The organism is Pseudomonas sp. 20-5 (assembly GCF_056782835.1).
In genome coordinates this window covers 1,920,621-1,945,680 of sequence record NZ_CM165584.1, presented here as the reverse complement: position 1 = coordinate 1,945,680, position 25,060 = coordinate 1,920,621, and the positions used below count along the sequence as shown (strand labels likewise).

Sequence of the window (25,060 nt, the reverse complement as noted above, 5' to 3'; positions counted from 1 at the left end):
TTGAGTCAAGGATTCGCGCACTCTCGAGGCCCCTCCGCGGGGCGCTCGAATAACCGTCGGAGCTTACCACAGCCCACGCCCCAGCCCAAGGCAAAGGCCCTGGCGGGGACGACCTCCAGTCGCCTCGTTCAATGCAGGCGCTTGCGGCTCATCAGGGCGGCCATGCGCTCGGCGTCGGGACGCTCGACGACGCCACGCTCGGTCACGATGGCATCGATAAGGTCCGCCGGGGTCACGTCGAATACCGGATTGTAGGCATCGACCTCGGCCGCCACCCGTCGCCCGCCGATTTCCAGCAGTTCGCGACCGTCGCGCTCTTCGATCGGGATGTCCTCGCCGCTCTCCAGGTTCATGTCGATGGTCGAACTCGGCGCCACCACCATGAAGCGCACGCCGTGGTGCATGGCGTTGACCGCCAGCTGGTAGGTGCCGATCTTGTTGGCGACATCGCCATTGGCGGTGATGCGGTCGGCGCCGACGATGACCCAGGTGATGTTTTCGGTCTTCATCAGGTGCGCGGCGGCCGAATCCACGTTCAGGCTGACCGGGATGCCTTCGTTGGCCAGCTCCCAGGCGGTCAGTCGCGAGCCCTGGAGCCAGGGCCGGGTTTCGTCGGCGTAGATGCGATTGACCAGGCCTTCCAGGTGCGCGGCGCGGATCACCCCCAGCGCGGTGCCGAACCCGCCGGTCGCCAGGGCGCCGGTATTGCAGTGGGTGAGGATGTTCTGCGGGCTGCCCTGCTGCTTGCGGATCAGCTCCATGCCCAACTGGGCCATGGTCAGGTTGGCCTCGCGGTCGCTTTCATGGATGGAGATCGCCTCGGCTTCCAGCACCGCCAGCGGCTGGTCGCCCTCTTTCATTCGCTCCAGACGGTCGCGCATGCGGTTCAGCGCCCAGAACAGGTTGACCGCCGTGGGTCGCGAGTCGGCCAGCAGGCGGAAGTCCTCCTCCAGCGCGGCGCGCCAGTCGCCGCCCTGCGCCAGGCGCGCGCGGGCGCCAAGGACGATGCCGTAGGCGGCGCTGATGCCGATGGCCGGCGCGCCGCGCACGACCATATCGCGAATGGCCTTGGCCACCTCGGCCGCCGACTCGTGTTCGAGCCAGACCTCCTCCTGGGGCAGCAGGCGCTGATCCAGCAACCGCAGCGTACCGTCCCGCCACTCGATCGCCTTGACCCGCTCGGCCGCCAGCAGTCGCTCTCGCATGCACACACCTCTCGCTGAATCACGGAAAAGCTGCGGATTATAACGAGCCCCAGCCGCGGACGCTCGGGTATACTTCCGGCTTCCCGCTCTGCGCCCAGGATGCGCCGCCATGCCCAACGTCCGTAACCCCTTCGACCTCCTCCTGCTGCCGACCTGGATCGTCCCCGTGGAGCCCGCCGGGGTGGTGCTGCGCGACCACGCGCTAGGCATCCGCGACGGCCAGATAGCCCTGGTCGCGCCGCGCGAGCAGGCCATGCGCCATGGCGCCACGGAAATCCGCGAATTGCCGGGCATGCTGCTCGCCCCCGGTCTGGTCAACGCCCACGGCCATTCGGCGATGAGTCTGTTCCGCGGTCTCGCCGACGACCTGCCGCTGATGACCTGGCTGCAGGACCACATCTGGCCGGCCGAAGGCCAATGGGTCAGCGAGGATTTCATCCGCGACGGCACGGAGCTGGCCATCGCCGAACAGGTAAAGGGCGGCATCACCTGTTTCTCCGACATGTACTTCTATCCACAGGCCATCTGCGGCGTGGTCCATGACAGCGGGGTACGCGCCCAGGTGGCGATCCCGGTACTGGACTTCCCGATCCCCGGCGCCCGCGACAGCGCCGAGGCGATCCGCCAGGGCATGGCGCTGTTCGACGACCTCAAGCACCACCCGCGCATCCGCATCGCGTTCGGCCCGCACGCACCTTATACGGTGAGCGACGACAAGCTGGAGCAGATCCTGGTGCTCACCGAGGAACTCGACGCCAGCATCCAGATGCACGTCCACGAGACCGCCTTCGAGGTGGAGCAGGCCATGGAGCGCAACGGCGAGCGCCCGTTGGCCCGCCTGCACCGCCTCGGCCTGCTCGGCCCGCGCTTCCAGGCGGTGCACATGACCCAGGTGGACGACGACGACCTGGCGATGCTGGTGGAAACCAACAGCTCGGTGATCCACTGCCCGGAATCCAACCTCAAGCTGGCCAGCGGCTTCTGCCCGGTGGAAAAGCTCTGGCAGGCCGGGGTCAACGTGGCCATCGGCACCGACGGCGCGGCGAGCAACAACGATCTCGACCTGCTCGGCGAGACCCGCACCGCGGCGCTGCTGGCCAAGGCCGTGTACGGCCAGGCCACCGCCCTCGACGCCCACCGCGCGCTGCGCATGGCCACCCTGAACGGCGCCCGCGCGCTTGGCCTGGAGCGCCTGATCGGCTCCCTGGAAGCCGGCAAGGCCGCCGACCTGGTGGCCTTCGATCTGTCCGGCCTGGCCCAGCAACCGGTCTACGACCCGGTTTCGCAACTTATCTATGCCAGCGGCCGCGACTGCGTGCGGCACGTCTGGGTCGGCGGCAGGCAACTCCTCGACGACGGCCGCCTGCTCCGTCACGACGAACAGCGCCTGATCGCCAGGGCCCGCGAATGGGGGGCGAAGATCGCCGCCAGCGACAGGTCCTGAACCGCGGCGGGCCGCCCCGCTGCGACAAACTGACATAGGAAGGCGAACCGCCGCCGGCCCCATCCCTCCGCCAAAGCTGGCAACATGAAGGATTGGATTCCGCCGCCGCGGCCCTTCCCCCAAAGGCTTCACTCTTCAACGGGAACGATTATGAGCAACGTCGACCACGCCGAGATCGCCAAATTCGAGGCACTGGCCCATCGCTGGTGGGACCGCGAGAGCGAGTTCAAGCCGCTCCACGACATCAACCCGCTGCGCGTCAACTGGATCGACGAGCGCGCCGGCCTGGCCGGCAAGAAGGTGCTCGACATCGGTTGCGGCGGCGGCATCCTCAGCGAAGCCATGGCCCAGCGCGGCGCCAGCGTCACCGGCATCGACATGGGCGAAGCGCCGCTCGCGGTGGCGCGCCTGCACCAGCTGGAATCCGGCGTCGCCGTCGACTACCGGCAGATCACCGCCGAGCAGATGGCCGAGGAAATGCCCGGGCAATTCGACGTGGTCACCTGCCTGGAGATGCTCGAACACGTGCCGGACCCGGCCTCGGTGATCCGCGCCTGCCACCGCCTGGTCAAGCCGGGCGGACAGGTATTCCTCTCGACCATCAACCGCAATCCCAAGGCCTACCTGTTCGCGGTGATCGGCGCGGAATACATCCTCCAGTTGCTGCCGCGCGGGACCCACGATTTCCGCAAGTTCATCCGTCCGTCGGAACTCGGCGCCTGGTCGCGCGAGGCCGGTCTCGAGGTCAAGGACATCATCGGCCTGACCTACAACCCGCTGACCAAGCACTACAAGCTGGCCAACGACGTCGACGTCAACTACATGGTCCAGACCCAGCGGGAGGCGTGAAGCGCATGCGGCTCAAAGCGGTACTGTTCGACATGGATGGCACCCTGCTCGACACGGCGCCGGACTTCATCGCCATCACCCAGGCCATGCGTGCCGCCCACGGCCTGCCGCCGGTGGACGAGCAACGGGTGCGCGACGTGGTCTCCGGCGGCGCGCGCGCGATGGTTGCCGCGGCCTTCGGCCTGTCGCTGGACAGCCCGGAAGTGGAACCCCTGCGCCAGGAGTTCCTCGACCGCTACCAGGAGCATTGCGCGGTTCTCAGCCGGCCCTACGACGGCATCCCCGAACTGCTCGCGGCGATCGAGAAAGCCGGGTTGATCTGGGGCGTGGTGACCAACAAGCCGGTGCGCTTCGCCGAACCGATCATGCAGCGCCTGGGCTACGCCGAGCGTTCCAGGGTGCTGGTCTGTCCGGACCACGTGACCCGCAGCAAGCCCGATCCCGAGCCGCTGCTACTGGCCTGTAGCCAGCTCGGCATCGATCCGTCGAGGGTGCTGTTCATCGGCGACGACCTGCGCGACATCGAATCCGGCCGCGACGCCGGGACCAAGACCGCGGCGGTGCGCTACGGCTACATCCACCCCGAAGACAACCCCGCGCACTGGGGCGCCGACGTGATCGTCGACCACCCGCGCGAACTCATCGACGTTCTCGACCGCGCGCTCTGCGACTGCTGATCCGCAGCGCCGCCGACAGACAACGACCCGCCGCCAGGCGGGTCATGCATTCAAAGGATTCGACATGTTCCAGTACTCCGCCCGCCCCGACCTGCTGAAAGACCGCGTGATCCTGGTCACCGGCGCCGGCCGCGGCATCGGCGCCGCCGCCGCCAAGACCTTCGCCGCCCACGGCGCCACCGTGCTGCTGCTGGGCAAGACCGAGGAGTACCTGAACGAGGTCTACGACGCCATCGAGGCCGCCGGCCATCCGCAGGCCGCCGTGATCCCGTTCAACCTGGAGACCGCCCAGCCGCACCAGTTCGAGGAACTGGCGGCAACCCTGGAGAACGAGTTCGGCCGCATCGACGGCCTGCTGCACAACGCTTCGATCCTCGGTCCGCGCTCGCCGATGCAGCAGATTTCCGGGGAGAACTTCATGCGCGTGATGCAGGTGAACGTCAATGCCATGTTCATGCTGACCACCGCCATGCTGCCGCTGATGAAGCTCTCCAGCGACGCCTCGATCATCTTCACCTCGAGCAGCGTGGGCCGGAAGGGCCGCGCCTACTGGGGCGCCTATTCGGTATCGAAGTTCGCCACCGAGGGCCTGATGCAGACCCTTGCCGACGAACTCGACGGTACCAGCGCGATCCGCGCCAACAGCGTCAACCCCGGCGCCACCCGCACCAGCATGCGCGCCCTCGCCTACCCTGGGGAAAACCCGCTGAACAACCCCACCGGCGAGGAGATCATGCCGGTCTACCTGTACCTCATGGGGCCGGACAGCGCCGGCGTCAACGGCCAGGCCTTCGACGCCCAGTGATTCCCCGGCAGCCTCGCCGCCCGGCGAGACTGCCCTGTCCTTCCCTTCCCTCTTCCCGTCCGGAACTTCCCATTCTTTTTGCATATTTTTCCCACTGAGTGGGAAAGTGGTTTCATTTTCCGGGAAATCGCCTTCACCCTGTGGGTCAAGGAGTTCCCATGTCGAAGCATTCCCCCACCGATCGCCTGCTGCAGATCCTCATTGCCCTCGGCCAGGCTCCCGAAGCCCTGTCTGCCAAGGAGCTGTCGCGGACCCTGGAGCAGCCGCTGAGCAGCACCTACCGGCACCTGAAGACCCTGTTGCGCTGGGGCCTGGCCGAAGAACAGGCCGGCCAGGGCCGCTACCTGCCCGGCCCGGCCTGCCTGCAACTGGCGAAGAAATTCGATCGCGAGGCCTCGCTGATCGGTCTCGCCAAACCGGAACTCAAGCGCCTGGCCGACCTGAGCCAGGAGAGCGTGGCGCTGATGGTGGCCAGCAATCAGCAGGCGATCTGCCTGGAACTGTTCGACAGTCCGCAGCCGCTGCGCTGCTGCTACCAGAAAGGGCTGGCGCAGCCGCTGTTGCATGGCGCCTCGGCCAAAGCCCTGCTGGCGCACCTGGAGGACGAACGGCGCGAGGAGCTGTACCTCGCCCAGGAACTCTCCGCCGAGCGTATCGACAAGCTGGAGCAGGAACTCCGGCTGATCCGCGAACAGGGCTACGCCGTCAGCCAGGGCGAGATCGACGAAGGCGTCTGGGGCATCAGCGTACCGCTGCTGGACAGCCGCCAGCGCCTGCACGGCGCCCTCAGCCTGATGGCCCCCGCCTTGCGCGCCCAGTCGCGCAGCGAACGCTTGCGGCAATGGACCCTCGACGCCGCCGCGCGACTTTCCGCGCGGCTGGACTGACCGACAGGAGTTTCGATGTACCCCGCCCCCGACATGAGCCTCTGGCAAGGCCGGATCGATAGCCAGGAAGGCGCCGACGCGCGGCGCTGGCACCAATGGATGCGTCCCTACACAGACGACGCCGAAGCGGCCAGCGTGCTGCTCGGTTTCGCCAGCGACGAAGGCGTGCGCCGCAACCAGGGTCGCCAGGGCGCGCGCCACGGACCGCCAGCCTTGCGTCGCGCGCTGGCCAACCTGGCCTGGCACGGCGAGCAAGCGATCTACGATGCCGGCGACATCGTCGCCGGCGACGATCTGGAAGCCGCCCAGGAATGCTACGCGCAACGCGTCGCCGACCTGCTAGCGCGCGGCCACCGGGTGGTCGGACTGGGCGGCGGCCACGAAATCGCCTACGCCAGCTTCGCCGGCCTCGCCCGCCACTTGAGTCGGCATGAGCGCCTGCCGCGCATCGGTATCCTCAATTTCGACGCGCATTTCGACCTGCGCCACGCCGAACGGGCCAGCTCCGGCACGCCGTTCCGCCAGATCGCCGAACTCTGCCAGGCCAGCGACTGGCCGTTCGCTTACTGCTGCCTGGGCATCAGCCGCCTGAGCAACACCGCGGCGCTGTTCGACCAGGCCCAGCGCCTGGGTGTGCGCTACCTGCTGGACCGTCAGTTGCAGCCGTGGAACCTGGAACGCAGCGAAGCCTTCCTCGACGGCTTCCTGCACTCCGTCGACCACCTCTACCTGACCGTTTGCCTCGACGTACTCCCGGCCGCCCAGGCGCCCGGCGTCAGCGCGCCCTCGGCGCACGGCGTGGAGATGCCGGTGGTGGAGCACCTGGTCCGCCGCGCCAAGGCCAGCGGCAAGCTGCGCCTGGCTGACATCGCCGAACTCAACCCGCAACTCGATAGCGACCAGCGCACCGCCCGGATCGCCGCGCGCCTGGTCGACAGCCTGGTCAACTGATCGCCCTTTCGCCCACACAACAACAATAGAGCCACGCCATGCCGACATTGCACCTGGACGCCCTGTCCACCACCGCCCTCGCCCTGCTCCTGCTCGCCCTCGGCAGCCAATTGAAGAAGCGCAGCCGCTGGCTGACACGTCTGTGCGTACCGTCGCCGGTGATCGCCGGCTTCGGCTTCGCCTTCCTGGTCTGGCTGCTCAGGGATCGCGGCTGGCTCGACATCGGCCTCGACACCAGCCTGCAGACACCCCTGATGGTGGCGTTCTTCACCACCGTCGGCCTCGGTGGCAGCCTCGGCCTGCTGCGCAAGGGCGGCAAGACCCTGCTGGTCTACCTGTCGGCCTGCTGGGCGCTGGCGATACTGCAGAACCTGATCGGCGTCGGCAGCGCCGGACTGCTCGGCCTCGACCCGTTGCTCGGGATCATGGCCGGCGCGGTGTCGCTGGAAGGCGGCTTCGGCGCGGCGGCGGCCTTCGGCCCGGTTGCGGAAGGGCTCGGCGCCCAGGGCGCGACCACCGTGGCGCTGGCCTCGGCCACCTTCGGCATGGTCGCTGGCGGGCTGCTCGGCAGCCCGGTGGCGCGCTGGCTGATCGAACGCAACCGCCTGCCGGTGCAGGCGGAAAGCGACAATCGGCTGGAAGCCCTCGGCCAGCAGGAGCGACGCCAGCATGCGGCGGCCACGCTGGACGGCAATCTCCTGCTGCGCCTGCTGACCTGCGTGCTGCTGGTGATGGTGCTCGGCTTCTGGCTCGGCGACGCGCTCGAGGAACGCCTGGGCCTGGTGCTGCCCAGTTATGTCGGGGCGATGTTCATCGCCATCGTCCTGCGCAACCTCGACGACCGTCTCGGCTGGCTGCGCATTCCGGACCACGCCGTCGGCACCCTGGGCGACGTCTGCCTGGGCATCTTCCTGACCATGGCGATGATGAGCCTGAAGTTCTGGGAGCTGGAGAACCTCGGCCTGCCGCTGCTCGGCGTACTGTTCATCCAGGTCGCGGTGCTGTTGCTGCTGACGATCTTCGTGCTGTTCCGCCTGCTCGGCCGCAACTACGACGCCGCGGTGCTCTGCGCCGGCTTCCTCGGCCACGGCCTGGGCGCCACGCCCAACGCGGTGGCCAACATGGGCGCGGTCTGCGAGCACTATCGGGTGTTCTCGCACAAGGCCTTCATCATCGTGCCCCTGTGCGGCGCGGTACTGATCGATCTCGTCGCCATCCCGGCGATCACCTGGTTCATCAACGCCTTCAGTTGAACCATGGCGGCGCTCCGCTAGCGGAGCGCCAGCTTTCCGACGAGCGCCTCGGCCACTCGCCAGCAAAACGCCATTATTCCGTCGAAATCTCTCCGAAATTCCTACAGAATGTGGAAACCATTCCTAGGAAAACCTGTCTGTGCCTCTGATTTCTCCGTTCTTCAGTTGGCTGGCACGAAACTCGCCTTAGCCCTACTGTCGCCGTCTTTCGCGCCAGAGGTTCCGCGCATGGCTCCTCCCAAGCAGTCCAATACCATCGATTTCGACGCCGCCAAGCAGAAGCGCGGCCCCCAGCCCGGCGGCAACGCCAGCGGGCCGCGCGCCAACAACCTGACGGAGTTGCGCCAGCAACTGACCCTACAGTTGCAGAGCAGCCTGGAGGCAGAGCGGATTCTCGGCCTGTTCTTCGAGGAAGTCCGCCAACTGATCCCGCTGGACGCCCTTGGCTACCGCCATCCGGGCTCCGACCTGCGCCTGGAGTTCGGCAGCAGCGCCAAGCATTCGGTGAGCTATCGCCTGAGCCATGACAGCGACTACCTCGGCGAACTGATCTTCCGTCGCCGCCAGCGCCTCGGCGAAGACGAACAACGGCAACTGGAGAGCCTGCTCGGCACCCTGCTGTTCCCGCTGCGCAACGCCCTGCTCTATCGCGCCGCGATCCAGACCGCCCTGCGCGACGCCCTGACCGGCACCGGCAACCGCATCGCCATGGACCAGGCGCTCGGCCGCGAACTGGAGCTGGCCCGGCGCAACCTGCAACCGCTCTCGGTGCTGATGCTCGATATCGACCACTTCAAGCGGGTCAACGACCACCACGGTCACGCGGTCGGCGACGAAGCCCTCAAGGCCGTGGCGGAAACCATCAAGGACCACCTGCGCAATGTCGACATGGTGTTCCGCTTCGGCGGCGAGGAATTCCTCGTCCTGCTGTCCAGCACGCCACTGCAGGCTGCCTGCATGGTCGGCGAACGCCTGCGCCAGGCGGTGGAGGAACTGGACTACCGGCACGCCGGCGAACCGCTGAAGCTGTCGATCAGCCTCGGTTGCGCCGACCTGCGGCCCGGCGAAGGCAGCGACGACCTGCTGCGACGGGTCGACGAGGCGCTCTACGAAGCCAAGCGCGACGGCCGCAACCGCCTGCGCTGCGCCTGAGGCTTGCCGACTCGCACACCCCGAAGCGCGGAGCGGGCGCATCGGGCGACGGCAGTAGCAACGGCTCTCACCGGCGCAGTCACGGTTTCCGCCAAGGTCCTGCCTCTTATGGCTGCGCCGGCTCGTCCGGGCCGCCATAGGCCTGGCGCAAGCGGACGCGCTTCTCCAGCAGCCAGCCGCTGGTTTCCTTGCCGTCTCGAGCCACGTACATGACGTTCAGCCACTCGCCGCTCGGCTTGTAGACAGTGATGAAGTCGCCGGGAATCACGAAGACCCCGGTGACACAGTCGGCACGCGGCGCGCTGTGGAAATAGGCGCGCCCCTTGTCGATCACCTCGCCCTCCAGCGGCGGACGGAAGTTGTCCTCGGGGCCGGCCGTCGCCTCGCCAAGGCTTGCGCAGCTCTGCGCCGCCATCGCCGCATCCGCGGCCAGCCCGGCGACGCTCCATAGCATGCAGAGCGCGATAGCCAGGATCCTGTGCATTTCACCACCTCCTTGTGTGCGGGCGACCATTAGACACCGATTCCCAGGCATGAAAAAGGCCCCCGAAGGGGCCTTTCCAGGGCGCTTTCCGCTCAGCGGCGGAAGCCCGGACGCATACCGTCGCCGGCCGGTTTCGGCCGCCGCTTGACCTGCGGCTTGCGGGCCGCCGGCTTGTCGCCCGGCGCGCTGGCCGGACGCTCGTCGCGCGGCTTGCTCGGGCGCGGCTTGCGGTTGCTCTCGCGGGGCCGCTCGGCAACCGGAGTGCCCTGCTCGCGCCCCTTGCGCTCGGCGCTCGGCTGCGGACCGCGCGCGGGACGCGAAGCCGGCGCGCGACGAGCGGCATTTTCGCCGTCCTCGCGCCGCGGCGCACGCTTGCGCCCGGCTTCCGGACGCTCGCTGCGCGCCAGCGGACGGGCCTGCTTGCGCTGCTGGCGTTCGGCCTTCTCGCGCGCCTTGGTGGTCATGCCCGGCAGGGCCACCGGCTTGAGGCCGACTTCCTCGCTGAGGATGTCGATCTCGCGCTGGTCCATTTCGCGGTAGCGGCCCATGGTCAGCTCGGAGGTCAGGAACACCGGGCCGAAACGCACCCGCTTCAGGCGGCTGACCACCAACCCCTGGGATTCCCACAACCGGCGCACCTCGCGGTTGCGGCCCTCCATCACTACGCAGTGGTACCAGTGGTTGAAGCCTTCGCCGCCCGGCGCCTGCTGGATATCGCTGAACTTGGCCGGGCCGTCCTCGAGCATCACGCCGTTGAGCAGGCGCTCGATCATCTCTTCGGTGACCTCGCCGCGCACCCGTACCGCGTATTCACGGTCCATCTCATAGGAAGGATGCATCAGGCGGTTGGCCAGTTCGCCATCGGTGGTGAACAGCAGCAGGCCGGTGGTATTGATGTCCAGGCGACCGACATTGATCCAGCGACCGGTGCGCAGGCGCGGCAGGCGGTCGAAGATGGTCGGGCGGCCTTCCGGATCGTCGCGGGTGCAGACCTCGCCTTCCGGCTTGTTGTAGATCAGCACGCGACGGACACTCTCGGCGGCCTCTTCGCGGCGGATCAGGTGGCCATCGACGGTGATAGCATCGTGGCTGTCGACCCGCTGGCCGAGGCTGGCCACGCTGCCATTGACGTTGACCCGGCCTTCGGCGATCCACACTTCTACGTCGCGCCGGGAACCGACGCCGAGACGGGCGAGGACTTTCTGCAATTTTTCCCCGACCGGTACGTGGGGATTCTCTGGGGTATCGTTCATCTGGGCACCTCCCGGTGTGGCTGGCAACGAATCGAAGGGCGCGCATCATACGCGCTTCGTCAGGACAAAGCACCGTCCCCGGGCGGAAACCCGGACAATCCCGCTAGACTAGGCCGGGTTCACCCACCCCGCCACCCGGAGGCCCCGGTGCACGACATCCCTCCCTTCAGCGGCGCCAAGCTGGCGCTGTTCCATGGCGACCACCTGGTCGTCTACAAACGCGACGAAAAACCCGGCATTCCCTTCCCCGGCTACTGGGACTTTCCCGGCGGCGGCCGTGAGGGCCTGGAGACGCCTGCCGAATGCGCCCTGCGCGAACTCGAGGAAGAGTTCTCCATCCGCCTGGAAGAACCTCGTATCGAATGGCAGCGACAGTATCCGAGCACCAGCGGCAGCGCGCCCTTCGCCTACTTCCTGGTGGCGCGCCTGGAGGACCGCGAGTTCGAGGCCATCCGCTTCGGCGACGAAGGACAATACTGGCGATTGATGGAGGTGGACGCCTACCTCGCGCATGCCATGGCCGTACCCTACCTGCAGAGCCGGCTCGGCGACTATCTGCGGGAACGCCGGCGCATCGGCGAATAACGCCGATGACGTTAGCCGTTCCATGCCCCGGATAATCCGGACGGCATAAAAAAACCCGGCCGAAGCCGGGCATGCCCAGGCGGGCAGTCTCAGTGTCTGCGGTGCTCGGCGAAGCGCTCCAGGGCTTCGCGGCTGAGGCGCTCGACCTGGGCCCAGTCGCCGCGGTCGACCACGGCCTTGGGCAGCATCCAGGTGCCGCCGACGCACATCACGTTGGGTACCGCCAGGTAGTCGGCGAGATTGTTCAGGCTGACGCCTCCGGTGGGGCAGAAGCGGATATCGGGGAATGGTCCCGAGAACGCCTTCAGCGCCGCCGGGCCGCCGCTGACTTCGGCGGGAAACAGCTTGAAGCGGCGGTAGCCATGGCGGTAGGCGAGCATGATCTCGGAAGCGCTGGCCACGCCGGGCAACAGCGGGACTTCGCTGTCCAGGGCGAAGCGCAGCAACTCGTCGGTGCAACCCGGGGTGACCACGAAGCTCGCCCCGGCCTTTTCCGCGGCGGCGAAGGTCTGCGGGTCGAGCACGGTGCCGGCGCCGATACGCAGGTGCGGGCGCTCCTCGCTGAGGCGCCGGATGGCGGTCAGCCCGTGCGTCGTGCGCAGGGTGATCTCCAGGGCGGTCAGGCCGCCGGCGGCGAGGGCATCGGCCATCGGCAGGATGTCCGCCTCGCGGTCGATGGTGATCACCGGGAGGATGCGCGCCTCCCGGCACAGCGTGTCGATGCGGGCGGTCTTCTGTTCAAGGTTGTGCATGGCTACAGCTCCGCCACTCAGGGGTACCAATGGATCGTCAGCGGCGCGCGGAGGAAGGCGCGAACCGGCATCCGCCGTTCGTCCTCGACCGCCAGCGCGGCGTTCAGGGTGGCCAGCTTGGACTGGCCCTGGATCGCCAGCAGCTGCACCTTCGCCGCCGCCAGCACGGCGCGCGGCAGGGTCAGGCGCTGGTGCGGCACGCTCGGCGCCCACATCGGCAGGCAACGGCGCGTCCCCTGGGGATCCATCGCCAGGTCCAGGCCAGGGCTGTTCGGGAACAGCGAGGCGGTATGGCCGTCGTCGCCCATGCCGAGGACCAGCACGTCGATCGGCAATGGCAGCTCGTGCAGGTGATGGTCGGCCAGCTCGGCCGCTTCCTCCAGGCTCGCCGCCGGCTGGTAGAGGCCGATGAAGCGCGCCTTCGCCGCCTCGCCACGGAGCAGGTGGCGGCGAACCAGGCCGGCGTTGCTATCGGCATGCGACTCCGGCACCCAGCGCTCGTCGGCCAGGCTGACGGTGATCCGCGACCAGTCCAGCGGCTCCTCGCTCAAGGCTTCGAGGAAGGCCACCGGACTGCGCCCACCGGACACCACCAGCAGCGCCTGGCCCTGCTCGGCCAGCGCCGAGCGCAACCGGCCGGCGACCTCGGCGGCCAGGCCGCGGGCCTGCTCGGCGGCGCTGCCCCAGACCTGCAGGCCGACGCCGGCCGGCAGCTTCAACTCAGAAATCGCCATACCAACTCCTCCCATCGCGGGCCACCAGGGCCACCGAGGCCACCGGCCCCCAACTCCCCGCCGGATACGGCTTGGGCGCTTCGCTCAGGCGTTCCCAGCCAGCGATCAGCTGGTCGCACCACTTCCAGGCGAACTCCACCTCGTCCTTGCGCACGAACAGGTACTGGTTGCCCTGGGTGACCTCCAGCAGCAGACGCTCGTAGGCATCGGGAATCCGCGCCGCGTGGTAGGTCTCGGAAAAACTCAGTTGCAGCGGGCCGGTACGCAATTGCATGCCCTTGCCCAGGCCCTGGTCCTTGGTCATCACTTGCAGGGAGATACCTTCGTCCGGCTGCAGGCGGATGATCAGCCGGTTGCTGATCAGCGAACGCTGCTCGGGAGCGAAGATGTAGTGCGGCGGCTCCTTGAAGTGGATGACGATCTGCGACAGCTTCTGCGGCATGCGCTTGCCGGTGCGCAGGTAGAACGGCACGCCCGACCAGCGCCAGTTGCGGATGTCCACGCGCAGGGCGACGAAGGTTTCCGCGTCGCTGTCGCGATTCGCATGTTCCTCCTCCAGGTAGCCCGGCACTGCCTTGCCGTCGCTGAAACCGGCGGTGTACTGCCCACGCACCACGCGCGAAGCCAGTTGTTCGGCGGGAATCGGCTCGAGGGCGCGGAGGACCTTGACCTTCTCGTCGCGAATGCTGTCCGCCGAAAGGTCGCTGGGCGGATCCATGGCGATCAGGCAGAGCAGTTGCAGCAGGTGGTTCTGCACCATGTCGCGCAGTTGCCCGGCCTGGTCGAAGTAGCCCCAGCGGCCTTCGATGCCGACCTTCTCGGCTACGGTGATCTCCACGTGGGAGATGTGGTTCTGGTTCCACTGGGTCTCGAAGAGGCTGTTGGCGAAGCGCAGGGCGATCAGGTTCTGCACCGTCTCCTTGCCCAGGTAATGGTCGATCCGGTAGATGCGGCTTTCCGGGAAGAACCGGGCGACTGCCTCGTTGACCTCGCGGGACGACTCCAGGTCATGACCGATAGGCTTCTCCAGCACCACCCGGGTGCGCTCGGCGAGACCGGCGGCGGCGAGGTTCTCGCAGATGCCGCCGAACACCGAGGCCGGCGTGGCGAAGTAGGCGACCAGCGGCAGTTCGTCATCCACCGCCTCGCGCAAGCCGACATAGGCCTGCGGGTCGAGGAAGTCCATGCTCAGGTAGTCGAGGCGTTCGCGGAAACGCTGCCAGACCACGTCGTCCCACTCCTTCGCCGGCACTGCCAGGCGCAGGCGCTGCTCCAGCGTCGCCAGGTGTTCGGCGGCAGCACCTTCGTCACGGGCCAGGGCCAGGACGCGGGTATCGCGGTGCAGCAGGTTCTCACGATCGAGTTGGTAGAGCGCCGGGAACAGCTTGCGCAAGGCGAGATCGCCCAGCGCACCGAACAGCGCTAACGTGCAAGGCAGAACGCGGACATCAGGCATTTGTTGTTACCAACCAAATATTGAGTGATATTGAGCCATCCACTGCGCAATTAAGACAAATATGTAGTAATTAAACAACATATTTTTCCCAGCCCGCCACGCTGTTGGTCGCATGGCGGCCTGACGTTAGGATAGGCGCCGCCGCCGGCCCTTCCCCGCCGGGCCGACAGAACACGAGGAACCCGGATGAAAAACCTGCTGGAGCAGATCCAGAGCCGCCTGGACGAACTGAACAAGGCGGAGCGCAAAGTCGCCGAGGTCATCCTGCAGAACCCGCAGCAGGCCACCCGCTTCAGCATCGCCGCCCTGGCCCAGGCGGCAGCGGTCAGCGAACCGACGGTGAACCGCTTCTGTCGCTCCTTCGGCATGAGCGGCTATCCGGAACTGAAGATCCAGCTGGCCCAGAGCCTGGCCAGCGGCGCTGCCTTCGTAACCCAGGCGGTAGCCGAGGACGACGGGCCGGAAGCCTATACGCGGAAGATCTTCAGCAACACCATCGCCTCCCTCGACAGCGCCCACAAGTTGCTCGACCCACGCGTCATCGACCGCGCCGTGGACCTGTTGATCCAGGCCCGGCAGATCCACTTCTTCGGTCTCGGCGCCTCGGCCTCGGTAGCGCTCGACGCGCAGCACAAGTTCTTCCGCTTCAACCTGGCGGTGAGCGCCCAGGCCGACGTGCTGATGCAACGGATGATCGCCTCGGTGGCGCATACCGGCGACCTGTTCGTGGTGATTTCCTATACCGGACGCACCCGCGAGCTGGTGGAGGTGGCGCACCTTGCGCGGGAGAACGGCGCCTCGGTGCTCGGCCTGACCGCCGCCGGCTCGCCGCTGGCCAGGGCCAGCACCCTGTGCCTGGACATCCCGTTGCCGGAAGACACCGACATCTACATGCCGATGACTTCGCGGATCGTCCAGCTCACCGTGCTCGACGTGCTGGCCACCGGAGTGACCCTGCGCCGCGGCGTGGACTTCCAGCCGCACCTGCGGCGGATCAAGGAAAGCCTGGTGCCGACCCGCTATCCCCTCGACGAGGACAACTGACCGCCCGCCTATTGCAGGCCGGCGGCGAGACTCAGGCGCATGCGTTCGCCGGGCGCCAGGATCAGCCCACCCGGGCGGTAGCCAGCAGCGCCGATACAGAGGAAGCGTTCCGCTTCGCCCGGCTCGACCTGCTCCACCGGGCGGCTGCCGGGGTGCCAGATCACGCTGCCGGCGCTGACGTTCTTGTCGATCCGCAAGCGGCGGTTCCAGCCGCCGTCCTCCAGCACCAGCGATCCGGGATGGTAGAGCACCTGCTTGACCGCGCCGCGCGGTATCCAGGTTCCCGGAATCCGCGAAGCGCCGCGCTGGCCGCGAGCCGACTCCAGCTCCATGCCGTGCACCACCACCCGGCTCAGCGCGCCGACCCGCCAGTAGGGCTGCAGGGCGAAGCTGAACAGGCAATCGTCGTCTTCCTCATGGTAGCTGCACAGCTCCAGCTCCAGGCGCTGGCCAAGGCGCGCATCGAGGCGCACGTGCCAGTCCTCCAGGTCCAGTTGCCAGCTCACCACCACCTTGCTTTCGTCGGCGTAGGCATCCAGCAGGCGCCATTCGCGTTGCCGCGCCCAGCCCTGCTGCGGCCATTCGCTGCCGTTCGGATGGCTGCCGAACCACGGCCAGCAGACCGGGATGCCGCCGCGCACCGGCGCACTGCTGAGGGCCGGCCATTCGCTGGCGCACCACAGCAACGGGCGTTCGCCCTGCGGCTGGAAATGCAGGAGCTGCGCCCCTTGCCGACTGAATACGGCCTGGCACAGCGGATGGTCGATCAACAGCAGATCGCGACGTTGGAAGCGTACCCAGTCGAACGGTCGCTTGGCCCGCATGGAATGAAAGAAACGCTGCAGCGGATGCTCAAGCATGTCCGATTGTCCTACCCTCTCCCCTTCCCGGAAAGCCCGGGCGTGCATCCGTGTAGTTTTACTACATTTCGCACGCAAGCCCCAAATGATCGGCACAGGAAAAGCGTAGTCGGTTTGTAACAGGCAGCCGGGAAGAGCGGTCGCCGGAAAAAAACGGCCCGCCCGAAACGCTCGGGCGGGCCCAGGCACAACACCGGAGCAGGCAACGCGACGGTCAGAACACCGTCTGGATCTTGATCCCCGCCACCAGCGCGTTGTCGACCTCGTCGACCCCGCCCGGCTGCTTGATGTATTGCAGGTTCGGCCGCACCGTCAGCCAGTCGGTCACATGCACCCCGTAGTACAGCTCGGCGTTGTACTCGGTGTCCTGCAGCGGCTGGTACAGCGGGTTGTCGTAATCGTCGATGCCGTTCACCTGGTTCACCAGGCGCTGGCGCTTCTTCACATCGTCGTTGACGTGGATGCGCGCGATGCCCAGGCCGATGTCGTCCTTCGGCCGCGCATCGAACGGACCCTTGTAGACCACCCCGAGCTGCTGATAGTTGTCCACCACGTTGGTCGCCTTGTCGTGGACCGTCAGGTTGGCGAACAGGCTCAACCCGCGCGAAGCATCGCCGTTGTGCGAAGTGACCTGCTGCTGCGCCACCACCCACCAGCCATGCTTGCTGCCGCGCGACTTGAAGTCGTTGCCGGTCAGCCCCTGCGGCTGGCCGTCGACGTCGTCGTAGACGTCATCGGCCTTCGCCGTGCTGTAGTAGTAGCCCAGCCGGTACTCGCCCGGCAGTTGCTCGGCGCCGACCTTCGGCTGCCAGATCAGCTCCACCGGCAGCAGCGCGCCCTTGGTCCCGCTGCCGCTCATCTTGAAGCCGTTGCCGGTCTCCAGGTTCGACGGGTTCTGCTCGTAGGCGCCGACCTGCACGTACCAGTCCGGCGCGAAGTTGTACTTCACCCGCAACGCCCACTGGCTGACCGGCCAGTTGTACCAGATGCTCCCCGCCCAGTTGCCCACCTGCGAGCCGCAGAAGGCCAGGTTCTGGAAATCGCAGGGGAAGCTGTTGAAGTCCTCGCCCTCGCCGAAACGGCCGAATTTCACGTCCAGCGCGCCGTCGAAGTACTGCTGCTTGAGCCACAGCTGGGTCAGCCGCCAGGTCTGCCCGCGGCCCCAGACCTCCTGCACCGAGCTGATGTGCCCGGCACGCGGGTCGCCGATGCGGTCGTTGGAAAGGTTCTTGCCATTGCGCTCGGTGACGGTGAACTGGAACTCGGTGGCCTTCCAGCCGAGGATCTTCTCCAGGTCCATGTGCACGCCCAGGGCGAACTGGTCGGTGTAGCGCCCGGTCTTGTCGTCGTCATAGCCGCCGTCGAGGTTGGCCGCCGCCTCGCCGACGTACTCCAGCTTGAAGTCGTAGCCCTTCTCCAGCAGCTCGGTGCGCTTGCCGCCCCAGTCGCCGAGCATCCATTTCGAGTTCGGGGAGAACGCCTCGGCGGCGTGCGCCGCGCTCCCCAAGCCCAGCGCTCCAAGGGCAAACAGGCAGCCAACGGTCCTGGCGGCCGGTCTGGTTTTCTTGTTCTTGTACATTTCCAGCGTCCTCGTGGTTGTGGTCTAGGCAGTACGAAAGGATTCAGGAGTTCTTCTGACGATTGCCGTTCAACGCGGTGACCTTCTCCGCTGCCGCGCCCGCCGTGCGCACGGCCACGCGCTCGCCGCTCTGCGCGTCGAACAGCAGGACCCGCGCGGGATCGAAGCGCAGGCTCATGCCGCTGCCCGCGGCCGGCGCGACGTCCGGCGCCAGGCGGCAACAGACCTTGACCTGGTTGACGGTGACGAAGACCAGGGTGTCCGGCCCGGTCGGTTCGAGCACCTCGACCTCGGTACGCAGGTCATGGGCAGCGCTGCCATCGCCCAGGGCGATCTGCTCCGGTCGTACGCCGAGGATCAGCTCGCGCCCCTCCTCCAGGCCGGGCTCCAGGCTCAGCGGCAGTTCGATACGGTCCTGGCCGCTATCGAGCAGGCCGGTCCAGCGTCCGTCCCGGCGCTGCAGGCGCAACGGAATGAAATTCATCGGCGGCGAACCGATGAAGCTGGCGACGAACAGGTTGGCCGGGTCGTTGTAGATCTGCTGCGGCGTGCCGAACTGCTGGATGACGCCGTCCTTCATCACCGCCACCTTGTCGCCGAGGGTCATGGCCTCGATCTGGTCGTGGGTGACATACACGGTCGTGGTCTTCAGCCGCTGGTGCATCAGCTTCAGCTCGGTGCGCATTTCCACCCGCAGCTTGGCATCGAGGTTGGACAGCGGCTCGTCGAACAGGTAGACCTTGGGCCGCCGCGCCAGCGCCCGGCCCATGGCCACCCGCTGCTGCTGGCCGCCGGAGAGCTGCGAGGGCTTGCGTTCGAGCAGGTGCTCGATCTGCAACAGCCTGGCCACCCGCGCCACCTCCTCGTCGATGGCGGCCTGGGGCATCTTGCGGATCTTCAGACCGAAGGCGATGTTCTCGCGCACGCTCATGGTCGGGTACAGGGCGTAGGACTGGAAGACCATGGCGATGTCGCGGTCCTTGGGGCTCATGCCGCTGATGTCCTGGCCGTCCACCAGGATCGCACCGCCGGTGATGCTCTCCAGCCCGGCGATGCAGTTCATCAGGGTCGACTTGCCGCAACCCGAGGGCCCGACGAGGATCAGGAATTCGCCGGAGTCGATCTTCAGCCGGATGTCCCTGAGGGTATCCGCCAGGCCGCTGCCGTAGCTCTTGTGCAGGTTGCGCAGTTCGAGGGTTGCCATGTTTCGTTCGTCTCCGGGGTCAGCGACCCGTCTCAGCCTTTCACGGCGCCGGCGGTGAGGCCGCGCACGAAGTACTTGCCGGCCAGTACGTAGACCACCAGCGTGGGCAGCGCGGCGATCATCGCCGCGGCCATGTCGACGTTGTATTCCTTGACCCCGGTGGTGATGTTCACCAGGTTGTTCAGGGCCACGGTGATCGGTTGCGAATCGCCGCTGGCGAACACCACGCCGAACAGGAAGTCGTTCCAGATCTGGGTGAACTGCCAGATCAGGCAGACCATCACGATGGGCGTGGACATCGGCAGCAGGATGCGCAGGAAGATGGTGAAGAAGCCGGCGCCGTCCAGGCGCGCGGCCTTGACCAGGGCATCCGGGATCGCCACGAAATAGTTGCGGAAGAACAGCGTGGTGAAGGCCAGGCCGTAGATCACGTGGACCAGCACCAGGCCACTGGTGGTATTGGCCAGGCCGAGCTTGCCGAGGGTGAAGGACATCGGCAGGAGGATCACCTGGAACGGCAGGAAGCAGCCGAACAACAGCGCGCCGAAGAACAACTGGGAACCGCGGAAGCGCCACATCGACAGCACGTAGCCGTTCAACGCGCCGATGAAGGTGGAGATCAGCACGCCGGGCACGGTGATCAGCACCGAGTTCCAGAAGAACGCGCCGACGCTGTCCCAGGCCTTGAGCCAGCCGATGACGGTGAAGGTGTCGGGCAGCGACAGCAGGTTGCCGGTGCGGATGTCGTCCGGCGTCTTGAAGCTGGTCAGCAGCATCACCAGCAGCGGCACCAGGTAAAGCACGCAGGCGCCCCAGAGGGTCAGGTGCACGGCCAGGCGGCTGACGCTGAAGCTCGGGTTCAGGGACGCGTCACGCATGGCGCTTGCCTCGCAGTTCGGAATACAGGTAAGGCACCACGATCGCCAGTACAGCGCCGAGCATCAGCATCGCGCTCGCCGCGCCGAGCCCCATCTGACCACGGGTGAAGGTATGCGCATACATGAACATCGCCGGCAGGTCGGAGGAATAACCCGGGCCGCCGGCGGTCATCGCCGCCACCAGGTCGAAGCTCTTGATCGCGATATGGGCGAGGATCATCAGCGCGCTGAAGAACACCGGGCGCAGGCTCGGCAGGACGATGCGCAGGTAGATGGTCGGCAGGCTCGCACCGTCGACCTGGGCGGCGCGCACGATGGCCGGGTCGACCCCGCGCAGGCCGGCGAGGAACAGCGCCATGACGAAGCCGGAGGCCTGCCACACGGCGGCGATCACCAGGCAGTAGACGACCCGCTCCGGGTCCACCAGCCAGTCGAAGCGGAAACCTTCCCAGCCCCAGTCGCGGAGCAGCTTGTCCAGGCCCAGGCCCGGATTGAGCAGCCACTTCCAGGCGGTGCCGGTGACGATCATCGACAACGCCATGGGATACAGGTAGAGGGTGCGGATGAAGCCTTCGCGGCGGATGCGCTGGTCCAGCAGCACTGCGAGGAACACTCCGAGCACCAGGCAGATGGCGATGAACGAGCCGCCGAAGAGCAGCAGGTTCTTGCTCGCCACCCACCAGCGGTCGTTGTCCCACAGGCGCTGGTACTGGCTCAGCCCGGCCCACTTGTAGCTGGGCATGAAGCGCGAGTTGGTGAAGGACAGCAGCAGCGTCCAGCCAATGTAGCCATACATGCAGAACAGCACCACGACCACGCTTGGCGCCAGCACCAGCTTCGGCAGCCAGCCTTGCAGGCGATCGAGTGGCGAGACGCGACGAGGCGCTACCGGAGCCGTGGGATAGACAGGGGAATTGGTCGCCATGCGTTTTCTCGCGTGCGAAGGAACCCACCCGTGCCGCTCGGCGGCACGGAGCCAGTCGGGAGGATCGAGCGGAGCCCTGGCCGGGATCCGCGCCAGGGACTTACTGCGCCGCCGCCTCGATGGCGGCCGCCAGTTGCTGGGCGGCCTTCTGCGGATCCGCGGCGGGGTCGTTGAAGAAGTTGGTCACCACGTCGAAGATCGCCCCCTGCACGTAGCTGGAAGCGGCCATGCTGTGGGCCATGCTCGGCACCAGGTTGCCGTCCTGGGAAGCCTGCTTGAAGTCCTTCATCGACTGCTGGGCGCAACTGTCGAACGGCGCCATGTCGGCGTCCAGGCGAACCGGGATGGAGCCCTTGTTGAGGTTGAAGTCCTTCTGGAAGGACGGGTCGAGCACGCTGCGCGCCAGGTCTTCCTGGGCCTTGCGGTTCTCCGCGTTGCTCAGCTTGAACATCACCAGCGAGTCGATGTTGTAGTCGAAGGCTTTCTGCGTGCCGGGGAACGGCAGGCACTGGTAGTCCTTGCCCGGCACCTTGCCGGCGGCGGTGAACTCGCTCTTCGCCCAGTCGCCCATGATCTGCATCCCGGCCTTGCCGTTGATCACCATCGCCGTGGCGGCGCTCCATTCGCGACCGGCGGCGTCGGCATCGACGTAGCCGCGGAGCTTCTTCAGCGCGGCGAACACCTCGACCATCTGCGCTCCGGTGAGGGTCGCCTTGTCCTGTTCGACGAAGGCCTTGCGATAGCCTTCCGGACCCATCTTGCTCAGCACCAGGTTCTCGAACACGGTGCCGTCCTGCCACGGTTGGCTGCCATGGGCCAGCGGCGTGAAACCGGCGGCCTTGAGCTTGTCGGCGGCGACGAACAGTTCGTCGAGGGTGGTCGGCGGGGTGGCGCCGGCCTTCTTGAACACTTCCGGGTTGATGTAGAGCCAGTTCACCCGGTGTACGTTGATCGGCACTGCTACGTAGTCGCCGTCGTACTTCATGATCTGCGCCACCTGCTTCGGCAGCAGGCTGTCCCACTTGCCTTCGGCGGCCACCGCGTTGAGGTCGGCGAGCAGGCCCAGTTCGCCCCACTCCTGGATATCCGGCCCCTTGATCTGCGCCGCGGCCGGCGGATTGCCGGACACCGCGCGGGTCTTCAGCACGGTCATCGCCGCCTCGCCGCCACCGCCGGCCACGGCGAAGTCCTTCCAGGTGTGGCCCTTGGCTTCGACCAGCTTCTTCAGGGTTTCGGCGGCGCGCTTCTCGCCGGCGGAGGTCCACCAGTGCAGCACTTCGACTTCGCCGGCCTGGGCCAGCAGCGGGGAGAGACAGAGGGAGGAAAGACAGATGACGGCAGAGAGGCGACGGATCGCATTCATGAGGAAAACCTTCTTCTTGTTATTCGGAGCAAGTCTGCGCTTGCAATGCTTCGAGTCTATTCAAGCGTTCCGCGTCGCGGGTAACGAAGCGATCCGGGTTTGTCACGGAGTGGTTACATTGGGATTGAGGCAGAGCAGGAAAATCTGGACTCGAACTCGGCAAGGCGGTTTCGCGACAGAAACCTCCTACAACACGAAAATGACCTCCAGCAGCACCTCCCTGCGCGGCAGCACCTTGTCGTTCCAGAAACGCAGTACCCTGGACCCCGGCTCTCCAGCCAGGCATCGGCCGGCGAACCCACATGCTGCCCACCATCCAGTTCGATCACCAGCATCCGCTCATGACAGACGAAATCGACGATGTACGGCCCGAGAACCTTCTGCCGACGAAACTTCAGCCCGAGCAATCGATGCCCGCGCAAACACTGCCATAGCGCCCGCTCCGCCTCTGTCTGCGGCTGCCGCAGAACACGGGAGAACCTCGTGCCTGCCCGCCTCGTTCAAGGGCCCGACAGGCCAGCCCATCACTCCAGCCCCAGGCGTGGCAAGCGCAGGCTGACCCGCAGGCCGCCCTCGCGACGGTTCTGCAAACTGACTTCGCCGCCATGGGTGTGCGCGATGTTGCGCGCAATGCCCAGGCCCAGCCCGTAGCCCTGCCCTCGCGGAGACAGGCGGAAGCGCGGCTCGAAGATCTGTTCCAGGCGCTGCTCGGGCACGCCGGGGCCGTCGTCGTCGACGTGCAGCACCACCGCTTCCGGCCCGTCCTCCAGGCTCAGGCGGGCGCGTTCGCCGTATTTCAGCGCATTGTCCAGCAGGTTGCCGATACAGCGCTTGAGCGCCAGGGGCTTGCCCGGATAAGGCTCCGCGGCGCGACCGACGACCTCCACCCGGCCATCGGCCAGGTAGGGCTCGGCGATGTGCTGGAGCAACAGGTTGAGGTCGACCGGCTCGACGTTCTCGTGGATATCGGTGTCCTTCACGCACTGCAGCGCACCCTTCACCAGCAGTTCCAGCTCGTCCAGGTCGCGCCCGAACTTCTCCTGCAAGCGCTCGTCCTCGAGGAGTTCTACCCGCAGGCGCAGGCGGGTGATCGGCGTGCGCAGGTCGTGGGAGATGGCGCTGAACAACTGCCCGCGCTCGTTCAGGTAGCGGTCGATGCGCTCATGCATGGTGTTGAAGGCGCGCGCCACCTCCACCAGTTCGCTGGCGCCGCGCTCCTCCAGCGCTGCCGACGGACGGCCCAGGGCCAGGTCGCGGGCGGCGCGCGCCAGGCGCTTGAGCGGACGGCTCTGCCAATGCATCAGCAAACCGGTGAAAAGCAGCAGCAACAGGCTGGTGAAAACGATCGAGAGCACCTGCTGCGGTTGCAGTCCCTCGGGTTCCAGGCTGACGTACGGCGCCGGCATCAGGCTGGCGATGTACAGCCACTCGCTGTCGCCGATGCGGATCTGGGTCACCAGCACCGGCGGGTTCACCGGCTCCAGGGTCAGCGCGTAGTGCGCCCAGGAACGCGGCAGCTCGTCGAGCTTCAGCGCGCCGTTGAACAGGCGCAGCTCGTCGGGACTGACGAATTCGACCTGCAGCTCGACCTCCTTGCCCAGGCGTTGGTGCAACACGTCCTGGACGATCTCCAGCACCGCCTGCTTGTTCGGCGTGTCCGGCAGGGCACGCATCTCCAGCGGCCGGTCGTTCAGCGAGACGAAGAAGCGCGTACCGCCCATGCTGCGCAACTGGTCGAGCACCAGCGGACGGTAGCCGAGCGGCAGGGAACGGAAGTAGCTGACGCTGGCCGCCATCGAGTAGGCCAGGCTGCGCGAGCTGGTGAGCAGGCCCTCGCGCTGGCTGGAGCGCAGGTGCGACAGCCAGAACAGGCTGGAAAGCCCTTGCGCGACCAGCACCGCGAGCAGGGTCAGGAGCAGCATGCGCCCGAGCAGCGAGCGCGGCACCGGCGACCAGCGCCGCCGTTCGCTCATGGCTGCAGGTGCGGCCGCACCTGCGCCGCCAGCAGGTAGCCACTGCCGCGCACGGTCTGGATCAGCCGCGGCGCCTTGCCGGTGTCGCGCAGGCGCTGGCGCAGGCGGCTGACCGCCATGTCGACGATGCGCTCCAGCGGCAGCACCTCGCGGCCGCGGGTGGCGTTGGCGATGGTGTCGCGGTCGAGGATCTGCTGCGGATGGTCGAGGAACAGCTTGAGCAGGGCGAAATCCGCGCCGCTGAGGAAGAACTCCTCGCCGTCCTCGTGGAACAGTCGGTGGCTGACCGTGTCCAGCCGCCAGTCCTCGAAAGCCAGTACGTCGCCACCGCGCACCTGGGTGAACTGCGCGCGGCGCAGCAGGGCCTTGATCCGCGCCAGCAGCTCGCGCGGGCTGAACGGCTTGCCCAGGTAGTCGTCGGCACCCAGTTCCAGGCCGATCACCCGGTCGGCCTCGTCGGAACTGGCGGTGAGCATGATGATCGGCATGCAGGCCAGGCGCTGGTGGGAGCGAATCCAGCGACAGAGGCTGAAGCCGTCCTCGTCCGGCAGCATCACGTCGAGGATCGCCAGGCTCGCCTCCTCCTCGCACAGCGCCTGGCGGAAGTCGGCGCCCCGCGAGACGCTGCGGACCTGGAAGCCGGCGCGGCTCAGGTAGGTCTCCAGCAATTCGCGGATTTCCTGGTCATCGTCCACCAGCAGGATCGATCGTCCGTTCGCGCTCACGAGGCTCCTCCTTATGCGGTTG

At 67.0% G+C, this 25,060-nt stretch carries 25 protein-coding genes; 10 read left to right on the top strand and 15 right to left on the bottom strand.

The genetic code is table 11. From position 1 onward, the window contains the following. Positions 1-128: 128 nt before the first annotated feature. Positions 129-1,205, bottom strand: coding sequence for an S-methyl-5-thioribose-1-phosphate isomerase (gene mtnA, locus AC1RB9_RS09150; RefSeq protein WP_003091449.1), 1,077 nt, complete (start codon positions 1,203-1,205; stop codon positions 129-131). Between the two features lie 109 nt (positions 1,206-1,314). Here mtnA and AC1RB9_RS09145 point away from each other — a divergent pair, with 109 nt between their 5' ends. The 8 genes from AC1RB9_RS09145 (at position 1,315) to AC1RB9_RS09110 (ending at position 9,223) form a co-directional block, all read left to right on the top strand. Continuing rightward, positions 1,315-2,649, top strand: a complete 1,335-nt coding sequence (locus tag AC1RB9_RS09145; protein ID WP_003091450.1) for a TRZ/ATZ family hydrolase — start codon at positions 1,315-1,317, stop codon at positions 2,647-2,649. A 150-nt stretch (positions 2,650-2,799) separates the two neighbouring features. Then, positions 2,800-3,498 (top strand): bifunctional 2-polyprenyl-6-hydroxyphenol methylase/3-demethylubiquinol 3-O-methyltransferase UbiG, encoded by a 699-nt coding sequence (gene ubiG, locus AC1RB9_RS09140; RefSeq protein ID WP_003122245.1) that lies wholly within the window; start codon positions 2,800-2,802, stop codon positions 3,496-3,498. Next, complete coding sequence (gene mupP / locus AC1RB9_RS09135) at positions 3,495-4,175, top strand: N-acetylmuramic acid 6-phosphate phosphatase MupP (RefSeq protein WP_010895650.1); 681 nt, start codon at positions 3,495-3,497, stop codon at positions 4,173-4,175. The genes ubiG and mupP overlap by 4 nt, the downstream gene beginning before the upstream one ends. A gap of 64 nt (positions 4,176-4,239) precedes the next feature. Further along, positions 4,240-4,980 carry a YciK family oxidoreductase gene (locus AC1RB9_RS09130; RefSeq protein ID WP_003091453.1) on the top strand — a complete coding sequence of 247 codons (741 nt, stop codon included), beginning with the start codon at positions 4,240-4,242 and terminating at the stop codon, positions 4,978-4,980. Between the two features lie 158 nt (positions 4,981-5,138). Beyond that, the gene (locus AC1RB9_RS09125) at positions 5,139-5,867 is read left to right on the top strand and encodes an IclR family transcriptional regulator (RefSeq protein WP_003452774.1); all 729 of its coding nucleotides are present in this window, start codon (positions 5,139-5,141) and stop codon (positions 5,865-5,867) included. Positions 5,868-5,882: 15 nt separating this feature from the next. Then, positions 5,883-6,818 carry a formimidoylglutamase gene (gene hutG, locus AC1RB9_RS09120; RefSeq protein WP_003452776.1) on the top strand — a complete coding sequence of 312 codons (936 nt, stop codon included), beginning with the start codon at positions 5,883-5,885 and terminating at the stop codon, positions 6,816-6,818. A gap of 38 nt (positions 6,819-6,856) precedes the next feature. After that, positions 6,857-8,071 carry a sodium/glutamate symporter gene (gltS, locus tag AC1RB9_RS09115; RefSeq protein ID WP_003105930.1) on the top strand — a complete coding sequence of 405 codons (1,215 nt, stop codon included), beginning with the start codon at positions 6,857-6,859 and terminating at the stop codon, positions 8,069-8,071. A 228-nt stretch (positions 8,072-8,299) separates the two neighbouring features. Next, positions 8,300-9,223 carry a GGDEF domain-containing protein gene (locus tag AC1RB9_RS09110; protein WP_003452779.1) on the top strand — a complete coding sequence of 308 codons (924 nt, stop codon included), beginning with the start codon at positions 8,300-8,302 and terminating at the stop codon, positions 9,221-9,223. A gap of 106 nt (positions 9,224-9,329) precedes the next feature. Here the strand turns inward: AC1RB9_RS09110 and AC1RB9_RS09105 are convergent, their stop codons facing one another. Beyond that, positions 9,330-9,707, bottom strand: a complete 378-nt coding sequence (locus tag AC1RB9_RS09105) for a hypothetical protein (RefSeq protein ID WP_003452781.1) — start codon at positions 9,705-9,707, stop codon at positions 9,330-9,332. Between the two features lie 92 nt (positions 9,708-9,799). Continuing rightward, a complete protein-coding gene (gene rluB, locus AC1RB9_RS09100) occupies positions 9,800-10,960 on the bottom strand; it encodes a 23S rRNA pseudouridine(2605) synthase RluB (protein WP_003113439.1) in 1,161 nt (386 codons plus the stop codon). A 147-nt stretch (positions 10,961-11,107) separates the two neighbouring features. On the opposite strand from rluB, the gene AC1RB9_RS09095 reads away from it, so the two are divergent. Further along, entirely contained in the window at positions 11,108-11,545 is a 438-nt protein-coding gene (locus AC1RB9_RS09095; protein WP_003452789.1) for an NUDIX hydrolase, read from the top strand. A gap of 89 nt (positions 11,546-11,634) precedes the next feature. Here AC1RB9_RS09095 and AC1RB9_RS09090 read toward each other — a convergent pair whose 3' ends face one another. Genes AC1RB9_RS09090 through zwf form a run of 3 tightly spaced genes read right to left on the bottom strand, consistent with a single transcriptional unit; the run spans position 11,635 to position 14,487 of the window. After that, entirely contained in the window at positions 11,635-12,297 is a 663-nt protein-coding gene (locus AC1RB9_RS09090) for a bifunctional 4-hydroxy-2-oxoglutarate aldolase/2-dehydro-3-deoxy-phosphogluconate aldolase (protein WP_003119711.1), read from the bottom strand. A 17-nt stretch (positions 12,298-12,314) separates the two neighbouring features. Beyond that, a complete protein-coding gene (gene pgl, locus AC1RB9_RS09085; protein ID WP_003113441.1) occupies positions 12,315-13,031 on the bottom strand; it encodes a 6-phosphogluconolactonase in 717 nt (238 codons plus the stop codon). Next, positions 13,018-14,487 carry a glucose-6-phosphate dehydrogenase gene (zwf, locus tag AC1RB9_RS09080; RefSeq protein WP_003143528.1) on the bottom strand — a complete coding sequence of 490 codons (1,470 nt, stop codon included), beginning with the start codon at positions 14,485-14,487 and terminating at the stop codon, positions 13,018-13,020. Before zwf ends, pgl begins: the two co-directional genes overlap by 14 nt. 186 nt (positions 14,488-14,673) lie before the next feature. Here zwf and AC1RB9_RS09075 point away from each other — a divergent pair, with 186 nt between their 5' ends. Then, positions 14,674-15,531, top strand: coding sequence for a MurR/RpiR family transcriptional regulator (locus AC1RB9_RS09075; RefSeq protein WP_003091466.1), 858 nt, complete (start codon positions 14,674-14,676; stop codon positions 15,529-15,531). Positions 15,532-15,539: 8 nt separating this feature from the next. Here the strand turns inward: AC1RB9_RS09075 and AC1RB9_RS09070 are convergent, their stop codons facing one another. From AC1RB9_RS09070 to gltR, 9 genes are all read right to left on the bottom strand, one after another. Next, positions 15,540-16,391 carry a D-hexose-6-phosphate mutarotase gene (locus AC1RB9_RS09070; RefSeq protein ID WP_003112064.1) on the bottom strand — a complete coding sequence of 284 codons (852 nt, stop codon included), beginning with the start codon at positions 16,389-16,391 and terminating at the stop codon, positions 15,540-15,542. 214 nt (positions 16,392-16,605) lie between these two features. Continuing rightward, the gene (gene oprB, locus AC1RB9_RS09065) at positions 16,606-17,970 is read right to left on the bottom strand and encodes a carbohydrate porin OprB (RefSeq protein ID WP_003116413.1); all 1,365 of its coding nucleotides are present in this window, start codon (positions 17,968-17,970) and stop codon (positions 16,606-16,608) included. A gap of 43 nt (positions 17,971-18,013) precedes the next feature. Continuing rightward, positions 18,014-19,174, bottom strand: coding sequence for an ABC transporter ATP-binding protein (locus tag AC1RB9_RS09060; RefSeq protein ID WP_003452792.1), 1,161 nt, complete (start codon positions 19,172-19,174; stop codon positions 18,014-18,016). A gap of 32 nt (positions 19,175-19,206) precedes the next feature. Further along, on the bottom strand, positions 19,207-20,052 hold the full coding sequence (locus AC1RB9_RS09055) for a carbohydrate ABC transporter permease (protein WP_003452794.1): 846 nt from the start codon (positions 20,050-20,052) through the stop codon (positions 19,207-19,209). Next, positions 20,045-20,977 carry a carbohydrate ABC transporter permease gene (locus tag AC1RB9_RS09050; RefSeq protein WP_003091471.1) on the bottom strand — a complete coding sequence of 311 codons (933 nt, stop codon included), beginning with the start codon at positions 20,975-20,977 and terminating at the stop codon, positions 20,045-20,047. Before AC1RB9_RS09050 ends, AC1RB9_RS09055 begins: the two co-directional genes overlap by 8 nt. A 100-nt stretch (positions 20,978-21,077) precedes the next feature. Further along, positions 21,078-22,340 (bottom strand): ABC transporter substrate-binding protein, encoded by a 1,263-nt coding sequence (locus tag AC1RB9_RS09045; RefSeq protein WP_003091472.1) that lies wholly within the window; start codon positions 22,338-22,340, stop codon positions 21,078-21,080. A 113-nt stretch (positions 22,341-22,453) separates the two neighbouring features. After that, entirely contained in the window at positions 22,454-22,807 is a 354-nt protein-coding gene (locus AC1RB9_RS09040) for an endonuclease domain-containing protein (protein WP_306822262.1), read from the bottom strand. Between the two features lie 57 nt (positions 22,808-22,864). After that, positions 22,865-24,286 carry a two-component system sensor histidine kinase GtrS gene (gene gtrS / locus AC1RB9_RS09035; protein WP_481864888.1) on the bottom strand — a complete coding sequence of 474 codons (1,422 nt, stop codon included), beginning with the start codon at positions 24,284-24,286 and terminating at the stop codon, positions 22,865-22,867. Between the two features lie 23 nt (positions 24,287-24,309). After that, positions 24,310-25,038 carry a two-component system response regulator GltR gene (gltR, locus tag AC1RB9_RS09030; RefSeq protein ID WP_003091475.1) on the bottom strand — a complete coding sequence of 243 codons (729 nt, stop codon included), beginning with the start codon at positions 25,036-25,038 and terminating at the stop codon, positions 24,310-24,312. Positions 25,039-25,060: the final 22 nt, after the last annotated feature.